This is a genomic window from Herbaspirillum sp. Her2, from assembly GCF_057961375.1.
In genome coordinates this window covers 2,883,085-2,902,903 of the sequence record NZ_CM176331.1, presented here as the reverse complement: position 1 = coordinate 2,902,903, position 19,819 = coordinate 2,883,085, and the positions used below count along the sequence as shown (strand labels likewise).

18 protein-coding genes are annotated in these 19,819 nt (G+C 63.6%); 2 read left to right on the top strand and 16 right to left on the bottom strand.

Going from position 1 to position 19,819, the window contains the following annotated elements:
• Positions 1-305 precede the first annotated feature (305 nt).
• Positions 306-620, top strand: a complete 315-nt coding sequence (gene clpS / locus ACWHXP_RS13205) for an ATP-dependent Clp protease adapter ClpS (protein WP_034330154.1) — start codon at positions 306-308, stop codon at positions 618-620.
• Positions 617-2,920, top strand: a complete 2,304-nt coding sequence (clpA, locus tag ACWHXP_RS13200; RefSeq protein WP_039788676.1) for an ATP-dependent Clp protease ATP-binding subunit ClpA — start codon at positions 617-619, stop codon at positions 2,918-2,920. The genes clpS and clpA overlap by 4 nt, the downstream gene beginning before the upstream one ends.
• Before the next feature lie 143 nt (positions 2,921-3,063).
• Here the strand turns inward: clpA and ACWHXP_RS13195 are convergent, their stop codons facing one another.
• The 16 genes from ACWHXP_RS13195 to ACWHXP_RS13120 all read right to left on the bottom strand — a co-directional run bounded on the left by ACWHXP_RS13195 (position 3,064) and on the right by ACWHXP_RS13120 (position 19,818).
• A complete protein-coding gene (locus ACWHXP_RS13195) occupies positions 3,064-4,155 on the bottom strand; it encodes a M48 family metallopeptidase (protein WP_489635793.1) in 1,092 nt (363 codons plus the stop codon).
• A gap of 11 nt (positions 4,156-4,166) precedes the next feature.
• The gene (gene dut / locus ACWHXP_RS13190; RefSeq protein WP_034330145.1) at positions 4,167-4,616 is read right to left on the bottom strand and encodes a dUTP diphosphatase; all 450 of its coding nucleotides are present in this window, start codon (positions 4,614-4,616) and stop codon (positions 4,167-4,169) included.
• A gap of 78 nt (positions 4,617-4,694) precedes the next feature.
• Positions 4,695-5,891, bottom strand: coding sequence for a bifunctional phosphopantothenoylcysteine decarboxylase/phosphopantothenate--cysteine ligase CoaBC (gene coaBC, locus ACWHXP_RS13185; protein WP_489635794.1), 1,197 nt, complete (start codon positions 5,889-5,891; stop codon positions 4,695-4,697).
• Between the two features lie 63 nt (positions 5,892-5,954).
• Positions 5,955-6,470 (bottom strand): signal peptidase II, encoded by a 516-nt coding sequence (lspA, locus tag ACWHXP_RS13180; RefSeq protein ID WP_039788672.1) that lies wholly within the window; start codon positions 6,468-6,470, stop codon positions 5,955-5,957.
• Between the two features lie 74 nt (positions 6,471-6,544).
• Positions 6,545-9,439, bottom strand: coding sequence for an isoleucine--tRNA ligase (gene ileS / locus ACWHXP_RS13175; RefSeq protein WP_489635795.1), 2,895 nt, complete (start codon positions 9,437-9,439; stop codon positions 6,545-6,547).
• A gap of 137 nt (positions 9,440-9,576) precedes the next feature.
• A complete protein-coding gene (locus ACWHXP_RS13170) occupies positions 9,577-10,554 on the bottom strand; it encodes a bifunctional riboflavin kinase/FAD synthetase (RefSeq protein ID WP_039788668.1) in 978 nt (325 codons plus the stop codon).
• A gap of 184 nt (positions 10,555-10,738) precedes the next feature.
• Complete coding sequence (locus ACWHXP_RS13165) at positions 10,739-11,440, bottom strand: GntR family transcriptional regulator (protein ID WP_034330133.1); 702 nt, start codon at positions 11,438-11,440, stop codon at positions 10,739-10,741.
• Between the two features lie 34 nt (positions 11,441-11,474).
• Positions 11,475-11,852: an oxalurate catabolism protein HpxZ gene (gene hpxZ / locus ACWHXP_RS13160; protein WP_489635796.1), complete on the bottom strand. Its 378-nt coding sequence runs from the start codon at positions 11,850-11,852 to the stop codon at positions 11,475-11,477.
• Complete coding sequence (locus tag ACWHXP_RS13155; protein ID WP_489635797.1) at positions 11,849-12,532, bottom strand: cysteine hydrolase family protein; 684 nt, start codon at positions 12,530-12,532, stop codon at positions 11,849-11,851. Before ACWHXP_RS13155 ends, hpxZ begins: the two co-directional genes overlap by 4 nt.
• Entirely contained in the window at positions 12,529-14,097 is a 1,569-nt protein-coding gene (locus tag ACWHXP_RS13150; protein WP_489635798.1) for an ABC transporter ATP-binding protein, read from the bottom strand. Before ACWHXP_RS13150 ends, ACWHXP_RS13155 begins: the two co-directional genes overlap by 4 nt.
• Before the next feature lies 1 nt (position 14,098).
• Positions 14,099-14,794, bottom strand: a complete 696-nt coding sequence (biuH, locus tag ACWHXP_RS13145; protein ID WP_121038262.1) for a biuret amidohydrolase — start codon at positions 14,792-14,794, stop codon at positions 14,099-14,101.
• A gap of 24 nt (positions 14,795-14,818) precedes the next feature.
• On the bottom strand, positions 14,819-15,739 hold the full coding sequence (locus tag ACWHXP_RS13140) for an ABC transporter permease (protein WP_034330120.1): 921 nt from the start codon (positions 15,737-15,739) through the stop codon (positions 14,819-14,821).
• A complete protein-coding gene (locus ACWHXP_RS13135; protein ID WP_489635799.1) occupies positions 15,732-16,880 on the bottom strand; it encodes an ABC transporter permease in 1,149 nt (382 codons plus the stop codon). Before ACWHXP_RS13135 ends, ACWHXP_RS13140 begins: the two co-directional genes overlap by 8 nt.
• 28 nt (positions 16,881-16,908) lie before the next feature.
• Complete coding sequence (locus ACWHXP_RS13130) at positions 16,909-18,006, bottom strand: BMP family ABC transporter substrate-binding protein (protein WP_034330116.1); 1,098 nt, start codon at positions 18,004-18,006, stop codon at positions 16,909-16,911.
• Positions 18,007-18,115: 109 nt separating this feature from the next.
• Positions 18,116-18,973, bottom strand: coding sequence for an ABC transporter ATP-binding protein (locus ACWHXP_RS13125; protein WP_134134754.1), 858 nt, complete (start codon positions 18,971-18,973; stop codon positions 18,116-18,118).
• Positions 18,970-19,818 carry an ABC transporter permease gene (locus ACWHXP_RS13120; protein WP_489635800.1) on the bottom strand — a complete coding sequence of 283 codons (849 nt, stop codon included), beginning with the start codon at positions 19,816-19,818 and terminating at the stop codon, positions 18,970-18,972. The genes ACWHXP_RS13125 and ACWHXP_RS13120 overlap by 4 nt, the downstream gene beginning before the upstream one ends.
• Position 19,819: the final 1 nt, after the last annotated feature.

Genomic DNA, 19,819 nt, shown 5'->3' with positions numbered 1-19,819 from the left:
AGCCGTTAAAGCAAGAAGCATCGCGCGTCACGCAGCCCCCCTTAAACCTGCCCCCTATCGTATCGATGAGTTGTTACATTTAGTAACTACTAATCAATGAATTCCATTGTTCTCGGTCGAAATCCAAAAGTCAAGCAGTTTTCACGTTCCGCTTTGTGGCCCTGTTTGAACGATGGGGAAAGAAACCCTTGATTTAGGATAAATCATCGTCATCTGCGCAAGGTCCGGAAAACAAGTAATATCTATCTCATCTAGAGGTTACGTGATCATTGTGCGTTGCACAGCTTTGATGGTCGAATAAACGCATGGCAACCAAGCACGAAAATGATGGCGGTACAGTCCTGGAACGGCAGGAGGCAAAACTCAAGCCGCCCCCGATGTACCAGGTTTTATTGTTGAACGATGACTATACGCCGATGGAATTCGTCGTCGCAGTCATCCAGCAGTACTTCAACAAGGACCGTGAAACCGCGACGCAGATCATGCTCAAGGTTCACCGCGATGGGAAGGGAATGTGTGGTGTGTATCCCAAAGATATCGCATCCACAAAAGTGGAACTCGTTTTAACCCACGCTCGAAAAGCAGGGCACCCCCTGCAATGCGTGATGGAGGAAGCATGATTGCGCAGGAACTCGAAGTCAGTTTGCACATGGCCTTTGTCGAAGCCAGACAATCGCGTCATGAATTCATTACCGTGGAACACTTGCTGCTCGCGCTGCTGGACAATCCTTCGGCGGCCGAAGTGCTGCGCGCCTGCTCGGTGAACATTGATGATCTGCGCAAGACGCTGACCAATTTCATCACCGACAACACGCCCACGGTCCCCGGCACCAATGAGGTGGATACCCAGCCCACGCTGGGCTTCCAGCGCGTGATCCAGCGCGCCATCATGCACGTGCAGTCGGCCTCCAACGGCAAGAAGGAAGTCACCGGCGCCAACGTGCTGGTGGCCATCTTCGGCGAGAAGGATTCGCACGCGGTCTACTACCTGCACCAGCAGGGCGTGACCCGTCTGGACGTGGTCAACTTCATCTCGCACGGCGTGCGCAAGGACCAGCAGGCTGATCCGCAGAAGGCCCCGGAAGGCGCGGAAGACGTGCAAGCCGAAGGCCAGCAGAAGGAAAGCCCGCTGGACCAGTTCACCCAGAACCTGAACAAGGCGGCCGCCGAAGGCAAGATCGATCCGCTGATCGGCCGCGATTCCGAGGTCGAGCGCGTCATCCAGACCCTGTGCCGCCGCCGCAAGAACAATCCGCTGCTGGTGGGCGAAGCCGGTGTCGGCAAGACCGCGATCGCCGAAGGCCTGGCCTGGCGCGTGACCCAAGGCGACGTGCCCGAGATACTGAAGAATGCCGTCGTCTATTCGCTGGACATGGGCGCGCTGCTGGCCGGTACCAAGTACCGTGGCGACTTCGAGCAGCGCCTGAAGGCCGTGTTGAAGCAATTGAAGGACAGCCCCAACGGCATTCTCTTCATCGACGAAATCCACACCATCATCGGTGCGGGTTCGGCTTCGGGCGGTACGCTGGATGCATCCAACCTGTTGAAGCCTGCGCTGTCGAGCGGCCAGTTGAAGTGCATCGGCGCGACCACCTACACCGAATTCCGTGGCGTCTTCGAGAAGGACCACGCGCTGTCGCGTCGCTTCCAGAAGATCGATGTGAACGAACCGACCGTGGAGCAGACCGTGCAGATCCTGCGCGGCCTGAAGTCCAAGTTCGAGGAACACCACGGTGTGAAGTATTCTGCTTCGGCCCTGACCTCGGCAGCCGAACTGGCGGCACGCTTCATCAATGACCGTCACTTGCCCGACAAGGCCATCGACGTGATCGACGAAGCCGGTGCTGCCCAGCGCATCCTGCCCAAGTCCAAGCAGAAGAAGACCATCGGCAAGCCGGAAATCGAGGAAATCATTTCCAAGATCGCCCGTATCCCGCCGCAGTCCGTGAACCAGGATGATCGCGCCAAGCTGCAGACCATCGACCGCGACCTGAAGAACGTTGTGTTCGGGCAGGATCCGGCCATCGAAGCACTGGCCTCGGCCATCAAGATGGCACGTGCCGGCCTGGGCAAGACCGACAAGCCGATCGGTTCCTTCCTGTTCTCCGGTCCGACCGGCGTGGGCAAGACCGAAGTGGCCAAGCAGCTGGCCTTCATCCTCGGCATCGAGCTGGTACGGTTCGACATGTCCGAATACATGGAGCGCCATGCCGTGAGCCGCCTGATCGGCGCGCCCCCGGGCTATGTCGGTTTCGACCAAGGCGGCCTGCTGACCGAGGCCGTCAACAAGAAGCCGCACGCCGTGCTGCTGCTGGATGAAATCGAAAAAGCGCACCCCGACATCTTCAACATTCTGTTGCAGGTGATGGACCATGGCACGCTGACCGACAACAACGGCCGCAAGACCGACTTCCGCAACGTGATCATCATCATGACCACCAACGCGGGAGCCGAGAGCCTGCAGAAGCGCACCATCGGCTTCACCGAGAAGAAGGAAGCCGGCGACGAAATGGCGGACATCAAGCGCATGTTCACCCCGGAGTTCCGCAACCGTCTGGATGCCATCATCAGCTTCCGCCCACTGGACGAGGAAATCATCCTGCGCGTGGTCGACAAGTTCCTGATGCAACTGGAAGAGCAGCTGCACGAAAAGAAGGTGGAAGCCGTCTTCTCGGACAACCTGCGCAAGTTCCTGGGCAAGAAGGGCTTCGATCCGTTGATGGGGGCACGCCCGATGTCGCGCCTGATCCAGGACCTAATCCGCAAGGCGCTGGCCGACGAACTGCTGTTCGGCAAGCTGGTCAGCGGTGGCCGCGTGACGGTGGAGATGGACGACAAGGAGCAGATCAAGCTGGACTTCCCCGAGGGCGACGATTCGTCCCCGCCGGAAGAGCCGCAAGAGAAGCTCGAAGTCGAATAAGCGTATCAAGCAAGCCATCAAGGCCACGTCGGGAAACCGGCGTGGCCTTTTGTTTTGCAGCTTGCTTCACTTTCATCACGCAAACAAAAACGGCGCGGTTTTCACCGCGCCGTCTTCACGTCCAATACGTCATATCACCACTTTTACGGCACCAGCGGCTTGCCCGCCTCCTGCTTGGCCTTCACGATCTGCGTGACCTTGTCGATCATCGAGAGACGATAAGCGGTAGCCGGATGCAGCGCCGTGTAGCCGTTGGGCACGCTGGCCGGATACTGGTCGGCCAGGCGCTTCCAGAACGCCGGCACGTTGTCGATGCTGTAGCCGGCGCGCGCCAGCAGGTACAGCGAGAGCGTATCGGCAGCTGCATCCAGGTCTTGCGGATAGACGCGGATGCCGGCAGTGCCGGCCGTGGTGGTCGGATCCGGATGTGGCAGCAGCAGGTTGTCGATCACTTCGGCAATCGTCGAGACCATGCGCTGGCGGATGGCGTGACCGAGGATATTGTGCGCCATCTCCTTGGCGATCAGGTAGGCCAGTTCATCATCGGACTGAGTGAACTTGAGCATGCCGCGGGTAATGAGCACGCGGCGGCCATCGGCATAGGTGTTGACGTTGTCGGCATTGCCCAGCTCGATGCTGAAGGCGCAGGCGAAGGTCAGCGGCACATTGACGGTGGTGTTCTGGCCGTTGCGCTGCACGCCCAGCGCAATCGGGGCCTTCTTGACCACCAGCGGGCTCAGCAGCACGGCGGCCTGGCGTTCGGCATCGGTGCCTTGCGGCATCGGCTTGCCTGCCACCGAGATCAGGAAGTCGCCCCGCTGGATGCCAGCCTGGGCAGCACCGCTGCCGGGCAGCACGCCGGTGACCTGCAGGCGGTCGTCGTAGCCCAGGCTACGCGCGGTTTCTGCATATTCGATGGGGAAGGAATAGCGGTTCTTGGCGGTAAAGCCCAGCAGGTTGCGGGCATTGCCACGGCAGAGCTGGGCGTTGCTGGTCAACAGCGGTGCAGCGACGCGGTAGAGCCGGTCCTGCTGCGCGACCAGTTCGCGCAATTGTGCCTGCTGGGGATTGTCGGCCACCGGACGCGGGGCCTGGATCGTCGTGGTCACCGGTTTGGACGGCGTGGTGGTGACCGGACCGGGTTCCTGGGTGGCGCAGGCGGCCAGGAAGGCCAGCGGTGCCAGGACGGCGAGGGTTTTCAGTTTCTGCCACTGGGGCAGGGGGGATACGAGCATGCGGTTCTCCATCAGTGTTTGCCTGTGCTGCCGAAACCACCGGCGCCGCGTTCGCTGCTGTCGAATTCATCTACCACATTGAAGCCGACCTGCAGTACCGGCACGATCACCAGCTGCGCCAGGCGTTCCATGGGGTTTAGGACAAACTCGGTACTGCCGCGGTTCCACGTCGAGATCATCAACTGGCCCTGGTAATCCGAATCGATCAGCCCGACCAGGTTGCCCAGCACGATCCCATGCTTGTGCCCCATGCCGCTACGCGGCAGGATCACGGCCGCGTAATTCGGATCGGCCAGGTGGATCGCCAGTCCGGTTGGGATCAGGTGCGTGGAACCCGGCGCCAGGGTCAGCGGCGCATCAATGCAGGCCCGCAGGTCCAGGCCGGCGCTGCCAGGGGTGGCGTAGGCAGGCAGTTGGTCTTTCATGCGGGGGTCGAGGATCTTGATGTCGATGGTCTTCATGATGCGTAATCGGATTCAAATACAAAACGTACGGAAACGTACAAAAGACACGGCCCGCAAGAGGCGGGCCGTGCACCGTCAGGCCGCCATGCGGCGCGCGATCTCGCGTACCAGCTGGCGGGCCAGGGTCTGCTTGTCCGCACGGGGCAGGGCGCTGTGGCCCTGGGCGTCGAACAGCATGAGCGCGTTGTCATCGCGGCCAAAGGTCTGGTGGCCGATATTGCCGACCAGCAGCGGAATGTTCTTGCGGATGCGCTTGGCCGCGCCGTATTGCTCCAGGTTCTCCGATTCGGCCGCAAAGCCCACGCAATAGGGACGCTGGGGCAGGGCGGCGACGGTGGCCAGGATGTCGGGGTTCTGGACGAACTGCAACTGCGGGGTATCGTTTTCGTCCTGTTTCTTCAGTTTCTGCTCGCTGGCATTGGCCACGCGCCAGTCAGCGACGGCCGCAACGGCGACGAACAGGTCTTTTTCCTTCACATGAGCCAACACCGCCTCATGCATCTGCAGGGCCGTCTGCACATCCACGCGCTGCACGCCATAAGGCGTCTCCAGCGCCGTCGGGCCGGAGACCAGGGTGACTTCCGCGCCCGCTTCGCGCGCAGCTCGCGCAATCGCGTAGCCCATCTTGCCGGAAGACAGATTGGTGATGCCGCGCACCGGGTCGATCGGTTCGAAGGTCGGCCCGGCCGTGAGCAGCACGCGGCGGCCCGCCAGCAGCTTGGGCTGGAAAGCTGCGACGATCTCTTCCAGCAATTGTGCCGGCTCCAGCATGCGGCCTTCGCCGACCTCGCCACAGGCTTGCGCACCCGCATCCGGGCCCAGCAGCAGGATGCCGTCTTCGCGGATCTGGCGCACGTTGCGCTGGGTGGCCGGGTTCTGCCACATCTCCACATTCATCGCCGGGGCCACCATCAGGGGTACCCGCGCCGGACGTGCCACGCACAGGGTCGAGAGCAGGTCGTCGCAATGCCCGTGGGCCAGCTTGGCGATGAAATCGGTGGAGCAGGGTACGATGACGACCGCATCGGCATCGCGGGTGAGATTGATGTGCGGCATGTTGTTGTCCATGCGCGCATCCCATTGGTCGGTGTAGACCGGGTTGCCGGTCAGGGCCTGCATGGTGACGGCGGTCATGAAGTGCGTGGCCGCCTCGGTCATCACCACGTGCACCGTGGCACCGGCGCGGCCCAGTTCGCGCGCCAGCATGGCGGCCTTGTAGCAGGCCACGCCGCCGGTCAGGCCCAATACGATTTTCTTGCCAGCCAGATCCATTGTTTGCTCCCGGAATGCGGCGTACCGCAGGCGTGTTCAGACTTGCGGACGTGTGGACTTGCCTTACTTCTTGGAGACGCGGCGCAGTTCGTCCACGACGAACAATACCGCACCCACGCAGATCGCACTATCGGCCAGGTTGAACGCCGGCCAGTGCCAGTTGCCGACGTAGACGTCGAGGAAGTCGATCACGTGGCCATACACGACGCGGTCGATCACGTTGCCAATCGCGCCGCCCAGGATCAGCGCCAGGGCCCAGCAGAACATGCGTTGGCCGGGATGCTTGCGCAGCAGATGGATGATGAACACCGCTGCACCGATGCCGATGGCGGTGAACAGATAACGCTGCCAGCCACCGCTGGCGGCCAGGAAACTGAAGGCCGCGCCCTTGTTGTAGACCAGCACCAGATTGAAGAAACCGGTCACCGGCACCGACTCGCCATAGTGGAACAGTTTCAGGATGGTGATCTTGGTGAGCTGGTCCAGCAGCAGCACGATGGTGGCGATGCCCAGCCAGGGCAAGAGCCCTTGGGTGGTGGACGAAGAACCGGAAGAGGAGGAGCGCTTTTTGGTTGCCATGGATGTTCTTGTTGGAGTGGACGGCCCGCTGCATTCAAGTGCAGCGGGCCGCTAGCAAGGCCGTCCCGCCCGGATCAGGCGAACAGGCGCTTTTCGCCCTGGCCGAACAGGTTGCTGTAGCAGCGACCGCACAGGCCCGGATGATCGGCATGAGACCCGACATCGGCGCGATAGTGCCAGCAACGTTCACATTTCTGATGTGCTGACGGCGTGACCACCACCGCTTCCTCTTCCACCGTGGCCACCGGGGTGACGCGGGCAGCCGAGGTGATGAGGACGAACTTGAGGTCATCGCCCAGGCTTTCCAGCAGGGCCGCCTTGTCGCCGGCGACCTTCAGCTCCACCTCCGCCTGCAGGGAGGAACCGATGCTGCCGGCGATACGCACTTCTTCCAGCTGCTTGGTGACCGCTGCGCGCACTTCGTGCAGCACCGCGAACTTGTCCAGCAGGGCAGCGCTATCGGCCACTTCCGGCAGGGCGTAATAGACCTGCGAGAAGATGGTTTCGCCGCTGGCCTCGAAGGCGTCCTTGCCGGCAAAGAAGCGCCAGGCTTCTTCGGCCGTGAAGGACAGGATCGGTGCCATCAGGCGCAACAGTGACTGCGTGATGTGCCACACGGCGGTCTGGGCCGAGCGGCGTGCGGCCGACTCCACGCCGCTGGTGTAGAGGCGGTCCTTCAGGATGTCCAGGTAGAAGCCGCCAAGGTCTTCCGAGCAGTACATCTGCAGCTTGGCCACCACCGGGTGGAATTCATAGGTCTCGAAGTGCGCCAGCACCTCCGCCTGCAGGCGCGCCATGTTGGCGATCGCATAGCGGTCGATTTCCAGCATCTCGGCCACCGGCACGGCGTGTTGTACAGGATCGAAGTCGGAGGTGTTGGCCAGCAGGAAGCGCAGGGTGTTGCGGATGCGGCGGTAGGCTTCCACCACGCGCTTGAGGATCTCGTCCGAGATCGACAGCTCGCCCGAATAGTCGGTCGAGGCCACCCACAGGCGCAGGATTTCCGCGCCCAGCGAGTCCGAGACCTTTTGCGGGGCGACCACGTTGCCCTTGGACTTGGACATCTTCTTGCCCTCACCATCGACCACGAAGCCATGCGTGAGCAGGGCCTTGTAGGGCGCGCGGCCATTCAACATCGACGAGGTCAGCAGCGACGAGTGGAACCAGCCGCGATGCTGGTCCGAGCCTTCCAGGTAGAGGTCGGCCGGGAACTGCGACTGCTGTGCGTGCGAGCCGCGCAGCACGGTCTGGTGGGTGGTGCCGGAATCGAACCAGACGTCCAGCGTGTCGCGGTTCTTGAGGTAGTGCTCGGCCTCGTCGCCCAGCAATTCCTTGGGATCCAGGGCCTGCCAGGCTTCGATGCCGCTCTTCTCGATGCGTTGGGCGACCTGCTCGATCAGCTCCGGCGTACGCGGATGCAGTTCACCCGTTTCCTTGTGCACGAAGAAGGCCATGGGCACGCCCCACTGGCGCTGGCGCGACAGGGTCCAGTCCGGACGGTTGGCGATCATGCCGTGCAGGCGTGCCTTGCCCCAGCCGGGGAAGAAGGCGGTGTCCTCGATGCCTTGCAGCGCGGTCTGGCGCAGGCTGGGGCCGCCGTCCTTGGGCGTGTTGTCCATGCTGGCGAACCACTGCGAGGTGGCGCGATAGACGATGGGGGTCTTGTGGCGCCAGCAGTGCATGTAGCTGTGGTCGAACATGACCAGCTTGAACAGCGACCCCACTTCTTCCAGCTTGCCGCAGATGGGCTTGGAGGCTTCCCAGATGGTCAGGCCGGCAAACAGCGGCAGCCAGGAGGCATAGCGGCCATCGCCCATGACCGGGTTGAGGATGTCGTCGTCCTTCATCCCGTGCGCCTTGCAGGAGATGAAGTCTTCGATACCGTAGGCCGGTGCCGAGTGCACGATGCCGGTACCGCTGTCGGCGGTCACGTATTCACCCAGGTAGATCGGCGACAGGCGGTCGTAGCCGGCATCAGCCTTGGCCAGCGGATGATGGAAGCGGATCAGGGACAGCTTCTCGCCGGTGGTGGTGGCGATGATCTTGCCTTCCAGGCCGAAGCGCTGCAGGCAGGATTCCACCAGGTCCTTGGCCAGGATCAGCAGGGTGGCTTCGCCGTTGCGGCTGGTCTCGACCAGCGCGTACTCGAATTCCGGATGGACGTTCAACGCCTGGTTGGACGGGATGGTCCAGGGCGTGGTGGTCCAGATGACGATGTAGCCGTTGCGGGTCGGCAGGTCGGCCAGGCCGAAGGCGGTGGCGACCTTGTCGGGTTCGGCAAAGGGGAAGCCGACATCGATGGCCGGGTCGCGCTTGTCCTGGTATTCCACTTCAGCTTCGGCCAGCGCCGAGCCGCAGTCGAAGCACCAGTTCACGGGCTTCAGGCCGCGATAGACGTAACCCTTCTCCAGGATCGTGCCGAGCGCGCGCAGCTCGTCGGCTTCGTTGGAGAAGTTCATGGTCTTGTAGGGGTTGTCCCACTCGCCGAGCACGCCCAGGCGGATGAAGTCGGCCTTCTGGCGTTCGATCTGCTCACCCGCGTAGGCGCGCGCCTTGGCCTGCACTTCGGCCACCGGCAGGTTCTTGCCGAACTGCTTTTCGATCTGGATCTCGATGGGCATGCCGTGGCAATCCCAGCCCGGCACGTATTGGGCGTCGAAGCCGGCCATGTTGCGGGCCTTGACGATCATGTCCTTCAAGATCTTGTTGACGGCGTGGCCGATGTGGATGTCACCGTTGGCATACGGAGGACCGTCATGCAGGATGAATTTCGGGCGGCCAGCCGAGGCCTTGCGGATGCGCTCGTAGACCTTCTTCTCCTGCCATTCCTTGACCCACTGCGGCTCGCGCTTGGCGAGGTCGCCGCGCATCGGGAAGCCGGTTTCGGTCATGTTGACCGGGTACTTGGAGGGGGCCTTGCCGGCTTTTTCCGGTTTGCCGGGCTTGGCGGAGGATTCGTTGTTGGACATGACAAAGCTTTCGTTGAATGCAGGTTGATTCCGGGGGCCCGGCAAGGCGTCACAAGCAGGACGCGCTGCGGCAGGCAGGATGCAGGATGGGGCGGCTGGACAGCTGCGGGAGCGGGGCTCCGGCAACCGCCCAGCGTTCAAATTCGGTCGGTGGCCGAGACGGCGAAGCCGGCGTTTTCACGGAACCAGGCGCGGGCATTGTCCACGTCACGGGCAATGGCCGTGGTCAGCGTGGGCAGGTCGACATACTTTTCTTCGTCGCGCAGCTTCTTGAGGAATTCCACCCGCACCAGCTTGCCGTAGCAATCGCCCTTGAAATCGAGCAGGTGCGTTTCCAGCAGCACCCGGCCGCTGTCGTCCACCGTCGGGCGCACGCCCAGGCTGGCCACGGCCGGCAAGGGCTGCTCGGCCAGTCCGTGCACCTGCACTACGAAGATGCCCGAAAGCGCCGGACGCTTGTGGCCCACGCGCATGTTCAGCGTCGGGAAACCGATGGTGCGCCCCAGTTTCTTGCCGTGCACGACCCGGCCGCTGATGGCATAGGGATGGCCCAGCAACTGCTGTGACAGGGTGAAATCGCCCTCGGCCAGCGCCGCGCGCACGGCCGAAGAGGAGATGCGCACACCGGCATTGGTCACCGTGGGCAGGGCATGGACCTCGAAGCCATACTGCTTGCCGGCCGCGATCAGGGTATCGAGCGTGCCGGCGCGGCGCGCGCCGAAGCAGAAGTCGTCACCGACCATCAGCCAGCGCACGTGCAGGCCCTGCACCAGGATCTTCTCGATGAAGTCCTGCGGGGAGAGGGCGGCGAAATGGCTGCCGAAATGCTCCACCACCACGCGGTCGATGCCGGAGTTGGAGAGCGCTTCAAGCTTGTCGCGCAGGTTGGCGATACGCGCCGGGGCGCGTTCGGGGGTGCCGGCCAGCTGGGCGAAGAATTCACGCGGATGCGGCTCGAAAGTCATCACCGCCGCGTCCAGCCCCAGGTTGGCGGCGGCCTCGCGCACGCGCGCCAAGAGGGCCTGGTGGCCCAGATGCACGCCGTCGAAATTGCCGATGGTCAGCGCGCACGGGGCGCGCGATTCGGCTGTGGGAAGTCCGCGAAATACCTTCATTGAGCCGCTGGAAAGATGCGCTGTTGCAAAAGCCTTCCATTATAAATGGTTTCGGAGGCTTTCCTTGATTTGGCGGCGGCTTGGCACGGATCAAGCCGCCTGAAGCGGACAGGCAGCGCAGTTTTTCATATTTCACCAGGGAAATGTTGACAAACTTTCATATGAAAGTTTCTTCCCGGCAGCGTCAGCGGGCCAGCGCCGCTTCGGGCTCCTGGAGCTGGCGTGCCTCGGCCAGCATCCAGATGGTGATCTTTCTGACTTCCAGCTTGCTCTGGGTAATATGGGCGCGCAGCAGGATCTGCGCTTCGGTGGCCTTGCGCTTGGCGATCAGTTGCAGGATCTTGCCGTGTTCCTCGTAGGTGGCTTCGATGCGCTTCTTCTTGAGGAAGTCCAGGCGACGCACGATGCGGATCTTTTCCGTCACCTCGGTATGCACCCGGGTCATCTCCACATTGCCGGCGGCGGCCACCAGGTTGGTGTGGAAGGCTTCGTCCAGCTCCGCCACCTTGACGGCATCGGTATGGCGCGCTTCGGGTTCGGCCAGCCAGATGGCGTTCAACTGCTCCAGTTCTGCCGTCGGCTCCTGCTGGCTGCAGAGTTTCTCCAGCGCGGCCATCTCCAGCACGATGCGCAGGTCATAGAGATTGTCGAGGCGGTCGAAGTCGATCGGGCAGACCTTCCAGCCACGCCGGAATCCCACTTCCAGATAGCCCTCGCGCTGCAGCCTGAACAGCGCATCCCGCAAGGGCGTGCGCGAGACGCCCTGGCGCTGGGCCATCTCGGTCTCGGTGAAATTGTCCCCGGGCAGCAGGCGGAAACTGAAGATGTCGTCCTTGATCCGGTGATAGACCTGTTCGGCGAGCGGGTTGGCGACGGTGACGGTCATGGTGCGGGCATTCTGGTTCGAGGGGGCTGCGGACTCATGCCATCAGGCTGACATGGGCGGCGACGATGCGCCAGCCTTCGTCCATGCGCACCCAGGTCTGCATCTGGCGGCCGATACGATCGGACGTATGGTCGGTGAATTCGGTGGAGACCGTAGCATAGTCGCTGCCGAAGGTGGTGACAACGGTGCGATGCAGCTTGCGCGAGGCCGGCACCGGGGTGCAGGTCTTGCGGTACTGGCGGATCGCCTCGCCGCCCAGCAGCACTTCGCCCACGCCGTAGCGCACCGTTTCGGGGGCATACCAGAACCAGCGGTCCAGGGCCTGGATGTCGTTGATGAGCAGGGCGTATTCGTAATCCGTAAACGCTTGTTCGACCTCGGCCACCACGTGGGGCAGGTTCACTTGCATCATGGCGTTTCTCCGGTATAGGCGGCCACGGCGCTGTGCAGCTGCGCCAGCGGCGTGCGCCAGCCGACGATGCCGCCCTGGGCGGTCAGCATCTCCATCGTGGCGCGATGAAATTCAGGGAAGTAACTGGCGCAGGCATCTTCCACCACCAGGCATTCATAGCCGCGGTCATTGGCCTCGCGCATCGAGGTCTGCACGCACACTTCCGTAGTGACGCCGGCCACCAGAAGGTGAGTGATGCCGCGCTCCTGCAATTGTGCGTGCAGGTCGGTGGCGTAGAAGGCCCCCTTGCCCGGTTTGTCGATGACGATCTCGCCATCCAGGGGAGCCAACTGCGGCAGGATCTGGTTGCCGGGCTCGCCTCGCACCAGGATGCGGCCCATCGGCCCGACGTCGCCGATACCCAGCGTCGGGTTGCCGCGCAGGCGCTTGGCGCGCGGGCAGTCGGAGAGATCCGGCAAGTGTGATTCGCGCGTGTGGACCACCAGCATCTGCGCCTGGCGCGCCAGTGCGAGCAGGGCCGCCACGGTCGGCACGATCGCGCCCAGGGGCCGCACATCGTTGCCCAGCGCACTGCCGAAGCCGCCTTCTTCCACGAAGTCGCGCTGCATGTCGATGACCACCAGCGCGGTGCTGCGCGGATGGAACTGATAGGGATAGGGGAAGGCGTCGATACGGATCATGCGGCCTCGGCGTGGGTAGATTGTTCGGAGTGGCCCGCCATCCAGCGGCCCAAGGCGGCGCGGTCCGCTCCTTGCGTGGCCACGTCCTGCGCCACGTGCACGATGCGGCCCTCGGTCATCACCAGGATGCGGTCGGACAGTTCCAGTAGTTCGTCCAGGTCTTCGCTCACCAGCAGCACGGCCGCGCCGCGTGCGCGCGCTTGCAGCAGACGTGCGTGGATATCGGCCACCGAGGCGAAGTCCAGTCCGAAGACCGGATTGGCGACGATGAGCACATTGGCCGCGCCTGCATCGCCCTCTTCGCCGAGCTCACGCGCCAGCACGGCGCGCTGCACGTTGCCGCCGGAGAGCGTGCCGATGGGGCGTTCCGGTGCGGGCGGCTTGACGTTGAAGGCCGCGATCAGGGATTGCGCCTGGCGCTTCATGGCGCTGCGGTCGACGCGCCAGCCGCTGCGCTTGAAGGGGGCGACATCGAAATTGCGCAGCGCCATGTTCTCGGCCACGCTCATGCCTGCGATGCAGGCGTTGCGCAAGGGTTCTTCCGGTAGCGCGAAGACACGCAGCCGTCGCATCTCCTCACGCGTGGCGGCATAGGGCGCATCCTCGATGCGGATCTCGCCCAGCAGGTGGCGACGCTGGCCCAGCAGGGCTTCCACCAGTTCCTTCTGGCCATTGCCGGAGATGCCGGCCAGGCCCACGATTTCACCACGCTTCACTTGCAGCGAGAGGCCCCGCACGGCAGCCACGCCGCGGTCGTTGTTGACGGTCAGTTCCTTCACTTCGAGCCCGAAGCTGGCTTCTGCTGGCACTGCGGGACGCTCCACCTGCGTTTTCTCGGCGCGGGCGTGGCCCATCATCCAGTGCGCCAGGGCATCCGGCGTCGTCTCGCAAACCCGGGCACTGCCGACCAGGCGTCCCTTGCGCAGCACCGTCACATCGTCGGCATAGGCGGTCACTTCGTGGAACTTGTGGGTGATCATCAGCACCGTCAGTTCCTGCTGGCGGGTGAGGGCATGCATGAGTCCCAGCACTTCGTCGGCTTCCTGCGGGGTCAGTACCGAGGTCGGTTCATCGAGGATCAGGAAGCGGCGGCGCAGATAGAGCTGCTTGAGGATTTCCAGTTTCTGCTTTTCGCCGGCGGAGAGACTGCTCACCGCGCGCTCCAGCCCCAGCTTGAAGGGCATGCGCGCCATGAATTCTTCCAGCACGGCGCGTTCGCTGCGCCAGCGGATGCGCCAGGGCAGGTCGCCGCGCGCCAGCAGCAGGTTCTCGGCCACGGTCAGGCTGGGGGCCAGCGTGAAGTGCTGGTAGACCATGCCGATGCCGAGCTGGTTGGGCACGCGCGCACTGCGGATCTCCACCTCGCGGCGGTCAGCCACGATGCTGCCCTGGTCCAGCGGGCTGTAGCCGACCAGGCCCTTGACCAGCGTGCTCTTGCCCGCACCGTTCTCGCCCAGCAGCGCGTGGATGGTGCCGGCGCGGATTTTCAGCGAGACCTCATCGAGCGCGCGAAAGCTGCCGAAGGATTTGCCGGCATTGATGATCTCCAGCTCCAGGGCATGCATGTCAGGCCCCGATCACATCGATCAGTGCGGCCGCATCGGAGACCGCGCCGAACACGCCACCCTGCATCTTGATCATGGACAGCGCCGCCAGGTGGTTGTTGTGGTCAGTCGCGCCACAGCAATCCGAGAGCATCACGCATTCGAAGCCGCGGTCATTGGCTTCGCGCATGGTGGTATGCACGCAGACATCGGTGGTGATACCGGTGAGCACGATGTTGCGGATGCCGCGCGTGTGCAGGATCATTTCCAGGTCGGTGGCGCAGAAGGAGCCCTTGCCCGGTTTGTCGATGATGATCTCACCGGCGATGGGGGCCAGTTCGGGAATGATTTCCCAGCCCGGTTCGCCGCGCACCAGGATGCGGCCACAGGGGCCGGCATCGCCGATGCCCACGCCATTGGTGCCGATCTGGCGCGAGCGCCAGCGCTTGTTGGCCGGCAGGTCGGACAGATCGGGACGATGGCCTTCGCGGGTATGGATGATGGTGTAGCCGCCGGCACGCATGGCGGCCAGCACTTTCTTGATCGGTTCGATGGGCGCGCGCGTGAGCGAGAGGTCATAGCCCATCTTGTCGACGTAGCCACCGATGCCGCAGAAGTCGGTCTGCATGTCGATGACGATGAGCGCGGTATTGGCCGGGGTCAGGGCACCGTCATAGGGCCAGGGATAGGGTTCGGCCTGGATGTAGCGTTCGGACATGGTTTCTCCTTGGGGCAAGTGGATTTATCGGGTCAGGCTCAGTTCGCCCGGCGCACTCGAGAGCGTGCGGTCAGGCCGGCAGGTGAGGATCATGATCAAGAGCGTGAGCGCATACGGTGCCGCGTTGAAGAGGTAATAGCCGGAGGTCACGCCCACCGCCTGCAAGGCCGGGCCCAGCGCACCGGCAGCACCGAACAGCAGTGCGGCCAGCAGGCAGCGCCACGGCTGCCAGCGCGCAAAGATCACCAGCGCCACGGCCATGAGTCCCTGGCCGCTGGAAAGTCCCTCATTCCAGCTGCCGGGGTAGTAGAGCGACAGGTAGGCGCCGCCGATGGCAGCCAGGAAGCCGCCTGCGGCCGTGGCCGCAATGCGCGTGCCGGTGAGGCGGTAACCGAGCGCGCGAGCGGTCTCGGCATGGTCGCCCACCAGCCGCAAGGCCAGTCCCCAGCGCGTGGCCGACAGGCCCCACTGCAACACCAGTGCGAGCGCCACGCCGATGAAGAACAGCGCATTGATCTGCAGCGCATGGTGCAGGCGGTCATTGCTGCTCCACGCACCCAGATCGATGGAGGGCAGCATCGGTGCCTGCGGCTGGATGAAAGGTTTACCGAGGAAGAAGGCCAGGCCCGTCCCCAGCAGCATGAGCGCGATGCCGAAAGCGATGTCGTTGACGCGCGGCAGCGAGCACACCACGCCGTGCAGCACTCCCAGCAAGAGTCCGGCGCAGCCCGCCGCCAGCACGCCCAGCCAGGCCGAGCCGCTGTAGAAGGAGGCCGCGTAGCCGGTCATGGCACCGCAGACCAGGATGCCTTCCAGGCCCAGGTTCACGCGTCCGCCTTTTTCGGTCAGGCATTCGCCCAGGCTCACGAAGAGAAACGGTGTCCCCACCCGGATCGCGCCCGCGAAGAGCGCCAGCAGCAGGGTCGTGAGATCGATGTCATGCATGGCCGGGCTCCTTGGCGGGGATGACTTGCGCCTGTTGCTGCCAGCGCAGCTTGAGCGCGGACAGGCGCCCGGTAATGGCTTCCCAGGCCAGCAGGTTGCAGAACAGCAGGCCCTGCAGGACCAGCGTGGTGGCGTCCGGCAGGTCCAGACGCCGCTGCAGCAGGCTGCCGCTGGCTTCCACGCCACCGATGACGAGCGCGCAGACGATGATGGCCAGCGGATTCTGGCGCGCCGCAAAGGCCACCAGGATGCCGGAGAAACCGTAACCGGCCAGCAGCGCACTGGTGGCGCTGCCTTGCACGGCACTGACTTCGAACATGCCTGCCAGTCCCGCTGCCGCACCACCGAGGGCGCAGGCCGTCAGGATCAGCCGATTGACCGGCAAGCCCACCAGCCGCGCCGTACGGACGTTGCCGCCGACCACGCCCATGGCGAATCCGGAGACGCTATGGCGCAGGAACACCCAGGCCGCCACGCAGGCCAGTGCACCCCAGGCCAGGCCCCAATGCACTTCCAGTCCCGGCAGCGAACCCACCAGATACGGATCGGGCAGGGGCAGGGTAGAGGGTTTGTTCAGACTGGCCGGATCGCGCAGCGGTCCTTCGACCAGATGCTTGAAGACGGCCACGGCGAGATAGGACAACAGCAGGCTGGAGATGGTCTCATTGACCCCGCGCCACTGGCGCAGACCGCCGCACAGCGCGATCCACAGCCCGCCGGCCAGCATCGCCGCCAGCGCCATGACGGCCAGCATCACCAGCGAAGGCAGGGCCGGCAGCAGTTGCGGCATCACTGCCGCCGCCAGTCCACCCAGCGCCAGCGCACCTTCCCCGCCGATGACGATGAGGCCCACCCGCGCCGGCAAGGCCACGCACAGCGCCGTCAACAGCAGGGGCGCGGCGCGTTGCAGGGTGTTCTGCCATGCGAACAGGGTACCGAAGGCGCCCTGGAAGATCAGCAGGCAAGCCTCGCCCGCCGGCTTGCCCTGCACCAGCAGGAACAGCACGAACAGCAGCAGCGTCCCGGCCAGCGCGCACAGCGTGGGCAGGGCCGGCGCGCTGCCGTTGAGCAGCGCCGAGCGCAAGCGGTGCCAGGGCGAGGTGGCGGCAGCCGCCACCCCGGGAGCGGGGAGGGATGTCATGAGACCGTCCTGCATCAAGGCTCAGCAATCAGACCTGGCCGACCACGCCGGCCACCAGGTAATTCATCTTCTCCAGCGCCACATCGGTCTGGACTTGGGTGGTGCCGGCCGGGATCACGGTATTGCCCTTGTTGTCCTTGATCGGTCCCTTGAAGATCTGGAACTTGCCGGCCAGCATCTGCGCCTTGATCTCGTCGGCCTTCTTCTTGGCCGGTGCGCTCACGGCTGCGCCATAGGGCGACATCTTGACGAAGTCGTCCTTCAAGCCACCGCGCAGGAAGTTGATCATCGGCTTGCCTTCCAGCGTGGCCTTGACGATCTCGGTGTAGGGCGTAGCCCAGTTCCACTCGGCACCGGTGAGATAGCCCTTGGGCGCCAGCGAGGCCTGGCTGGCGTGGTAGCCGGTGGTCATGATGCCGCGCTTCTCGGCCGTCTCCACGATCACCTTGGGGCCATCGACGTGACAGGTGATGACATCGCAACCCTGGTCGATGAGGCTGTTGGCGGCTTCGGCTTCCTTGACCGGCAGCGACCAGTCACCGGTAAAGATGACGTGGCAGGTGATGGACGGATCGACCGACTGCGCGCCCAGGGTGAAGGCGTTGATGTTGCGCAGGACCTGCGGAATCGGCTTGGCGGCGATGAAGGCCAGCTTCTTGCTCTTGCTCATGTGGCCGGCCACCACGCCCGAGAGGTATTCGCACTCTTCGATGTAGCCGAAGAAGCTGCCCACGTTCATGGGATGCTTGCCGGCGGTCCACAGGCCGCCACAGTGGGCGATGCGTACCTTGGGATATTTTTCTGCAATCTTGAGGACGTGCGGATCGAAGTAGCCGAAGGAAGTCGGGAAGAGCAGGGTCGCGCCATCCTGCTGGATCATGGCTTCCATGGTCTTTTGCACGGCCACGGTCTCGGGCACTTTTTCTTCCTCGATCACTTTCACGCCGGGCATCTTCTTGATGATGGCGGCGGCTTGCGCATGCGACTGGTTGTAGCCGAAGTCGTCGCGCGCGCCGACGTAGATGAAGCCGACGGTCAGCGGGCCGGCAGCCAGCAGTTCCAGCGGAAAGGCAGCGCCCAGTGCGGCAGCTCCGGACAGTTTCAGAAAATCGCGGCGGTTTTGCATGTTGTTGCTCCAGTGTGATCGTGGATGGTTGGGGTGGGGCAAGACAAATTCGGTACTTCTTTCCGGGCAGGATTCTGTACCTCAGGCTGTACAGAATCCTGTACGGCAATCAGGACAGCGCCAGCGAACCCGGTGCCTGCATGCGCGCCGGCTTGCGCACTTCGCGCTGGAAGATTTCCATGGACAGTTTCTTGGCCGCGATGAAGCCGGGCTGCGACAGCGTCTCTACCGTGCGGGGCCGTGGATCCTGGTAATGCAAGATGTCTGCCACCGCCGTCGGGCGCTTGGTCAGCAGCAGGATCTGGTCGGCCAGGTAGACCGCTTCTTCCAGGTCATGCGACACCAGCACCATGGTGGTGCCGGTCTGCAAAAAGACTTGCTGCAGTTTCTCGCGGATGAACAGGGTCATCTCAAAATCCAGCGCCGAGAAAGGTTCGTCGAGGAACAGTACTTCCGGCCCCGGCGCCAAGGCACGCATGATGGAGGCGGTCTGCTGCTGTCCGCCCGAGAGTTCATAGGGATAGCGCATCAGGTCGAACTTGACGTCGAAGGACGCCACCAGTTCATCGACCCGGCGCTTGATCTCGGCCTTGGACTTGCCTTCCAGCTTGAGGGGATAGGCAATGTTGTCGATGGTGCGCAGCCACGGGAACATGGCATCGCGGTAGTTCTGGAACACGTAGCCGATCTTGGTCTGCGCCAGCGATTTGCCGTCGAACAGGATCTCTCCGGCATCGATAGGGATGAGCCCGGCGATCATGTTGATGAGCGTGGACTTGCCGCAGCCATTGGGCCCGAAGACGGAGACGATCTGGTGCTTGGGAATATCCAGGTCGAAGTTTTCATACAGCGGCCAGCCGGCGAAATACTTGGTCAGGCCGCGAATGGTGATGTGGGTGCCTGGCGGCCCGGGAACGAAGGGCGTTTCCGGGGGCAGGTCTACTTTGGGGCTGATCACGACGCTCATCTTCCGCTCCAGTGCACGATACGTTTTTCAATGACGATGAAGACCACGTTCAGGGCATAGCCCAATGCGCCCGCCGAGAGGATGGCGGCATACATCTCGCGCACGTTCAGGACCTGCTGGGTATCGATGATGCGGTGGCCCAGGCCGTTTTCGGAGCCGATGAACATCTCCGCCACGATCACGATCACCAGTGCCATCGAGACCGCGCTGCGCAGGCCGACGAAGCTGGCTTGCAGGCTTTCCCAGATCAGCACGTCGCAGAAGATGCGCCAGCGCGAAGCGCCCATTACCTTGGCCGCCATCACCCGCTGCTTGCGCGCATTGAGCACGCCATAGGCGCTGTTGAAGAGCACGATCAGGAAGGCGCCGAAGGCTGCGATGGCCACCTTGTTGATGTCGGAGACACCGAAGATCAGCAGGAACAGCGGGATCAACGCGGAGGAGGGCGTGGAACGGAAAAAATCGATCAGGAATTCCACGCTGCGATAGGCGCGCTCATTGCTGCCCAGGAGCACGCCGATGGGCAGCCCCAGCACGGCGGCAATGGCAAAGGCTTCCAGCGTGCGGATCACGGTGACGGTGAAGTCCAGCAGCAGCGGTCCCCCGGCCAGCCCCTTGAGCATGGACATGAGCGTGGCTTCCGGAGGGGGCAGCAGGATGGCCTTGATCCAGCCGGCGCGCACCACCAGGTCCCAGATCACGAACAGCGCGATGGGGCCGATGATGGGCAGCAGGCGGCCCAGGGCCGGGGCCTTGCGCGGCGCTTTGGGCGCTGGCGCAGCGGTGGACGCCGGGGCGGCGGGCTTGGGCGCCACGGTCACGGCAGAAGCGATGGTCTCGTTCATG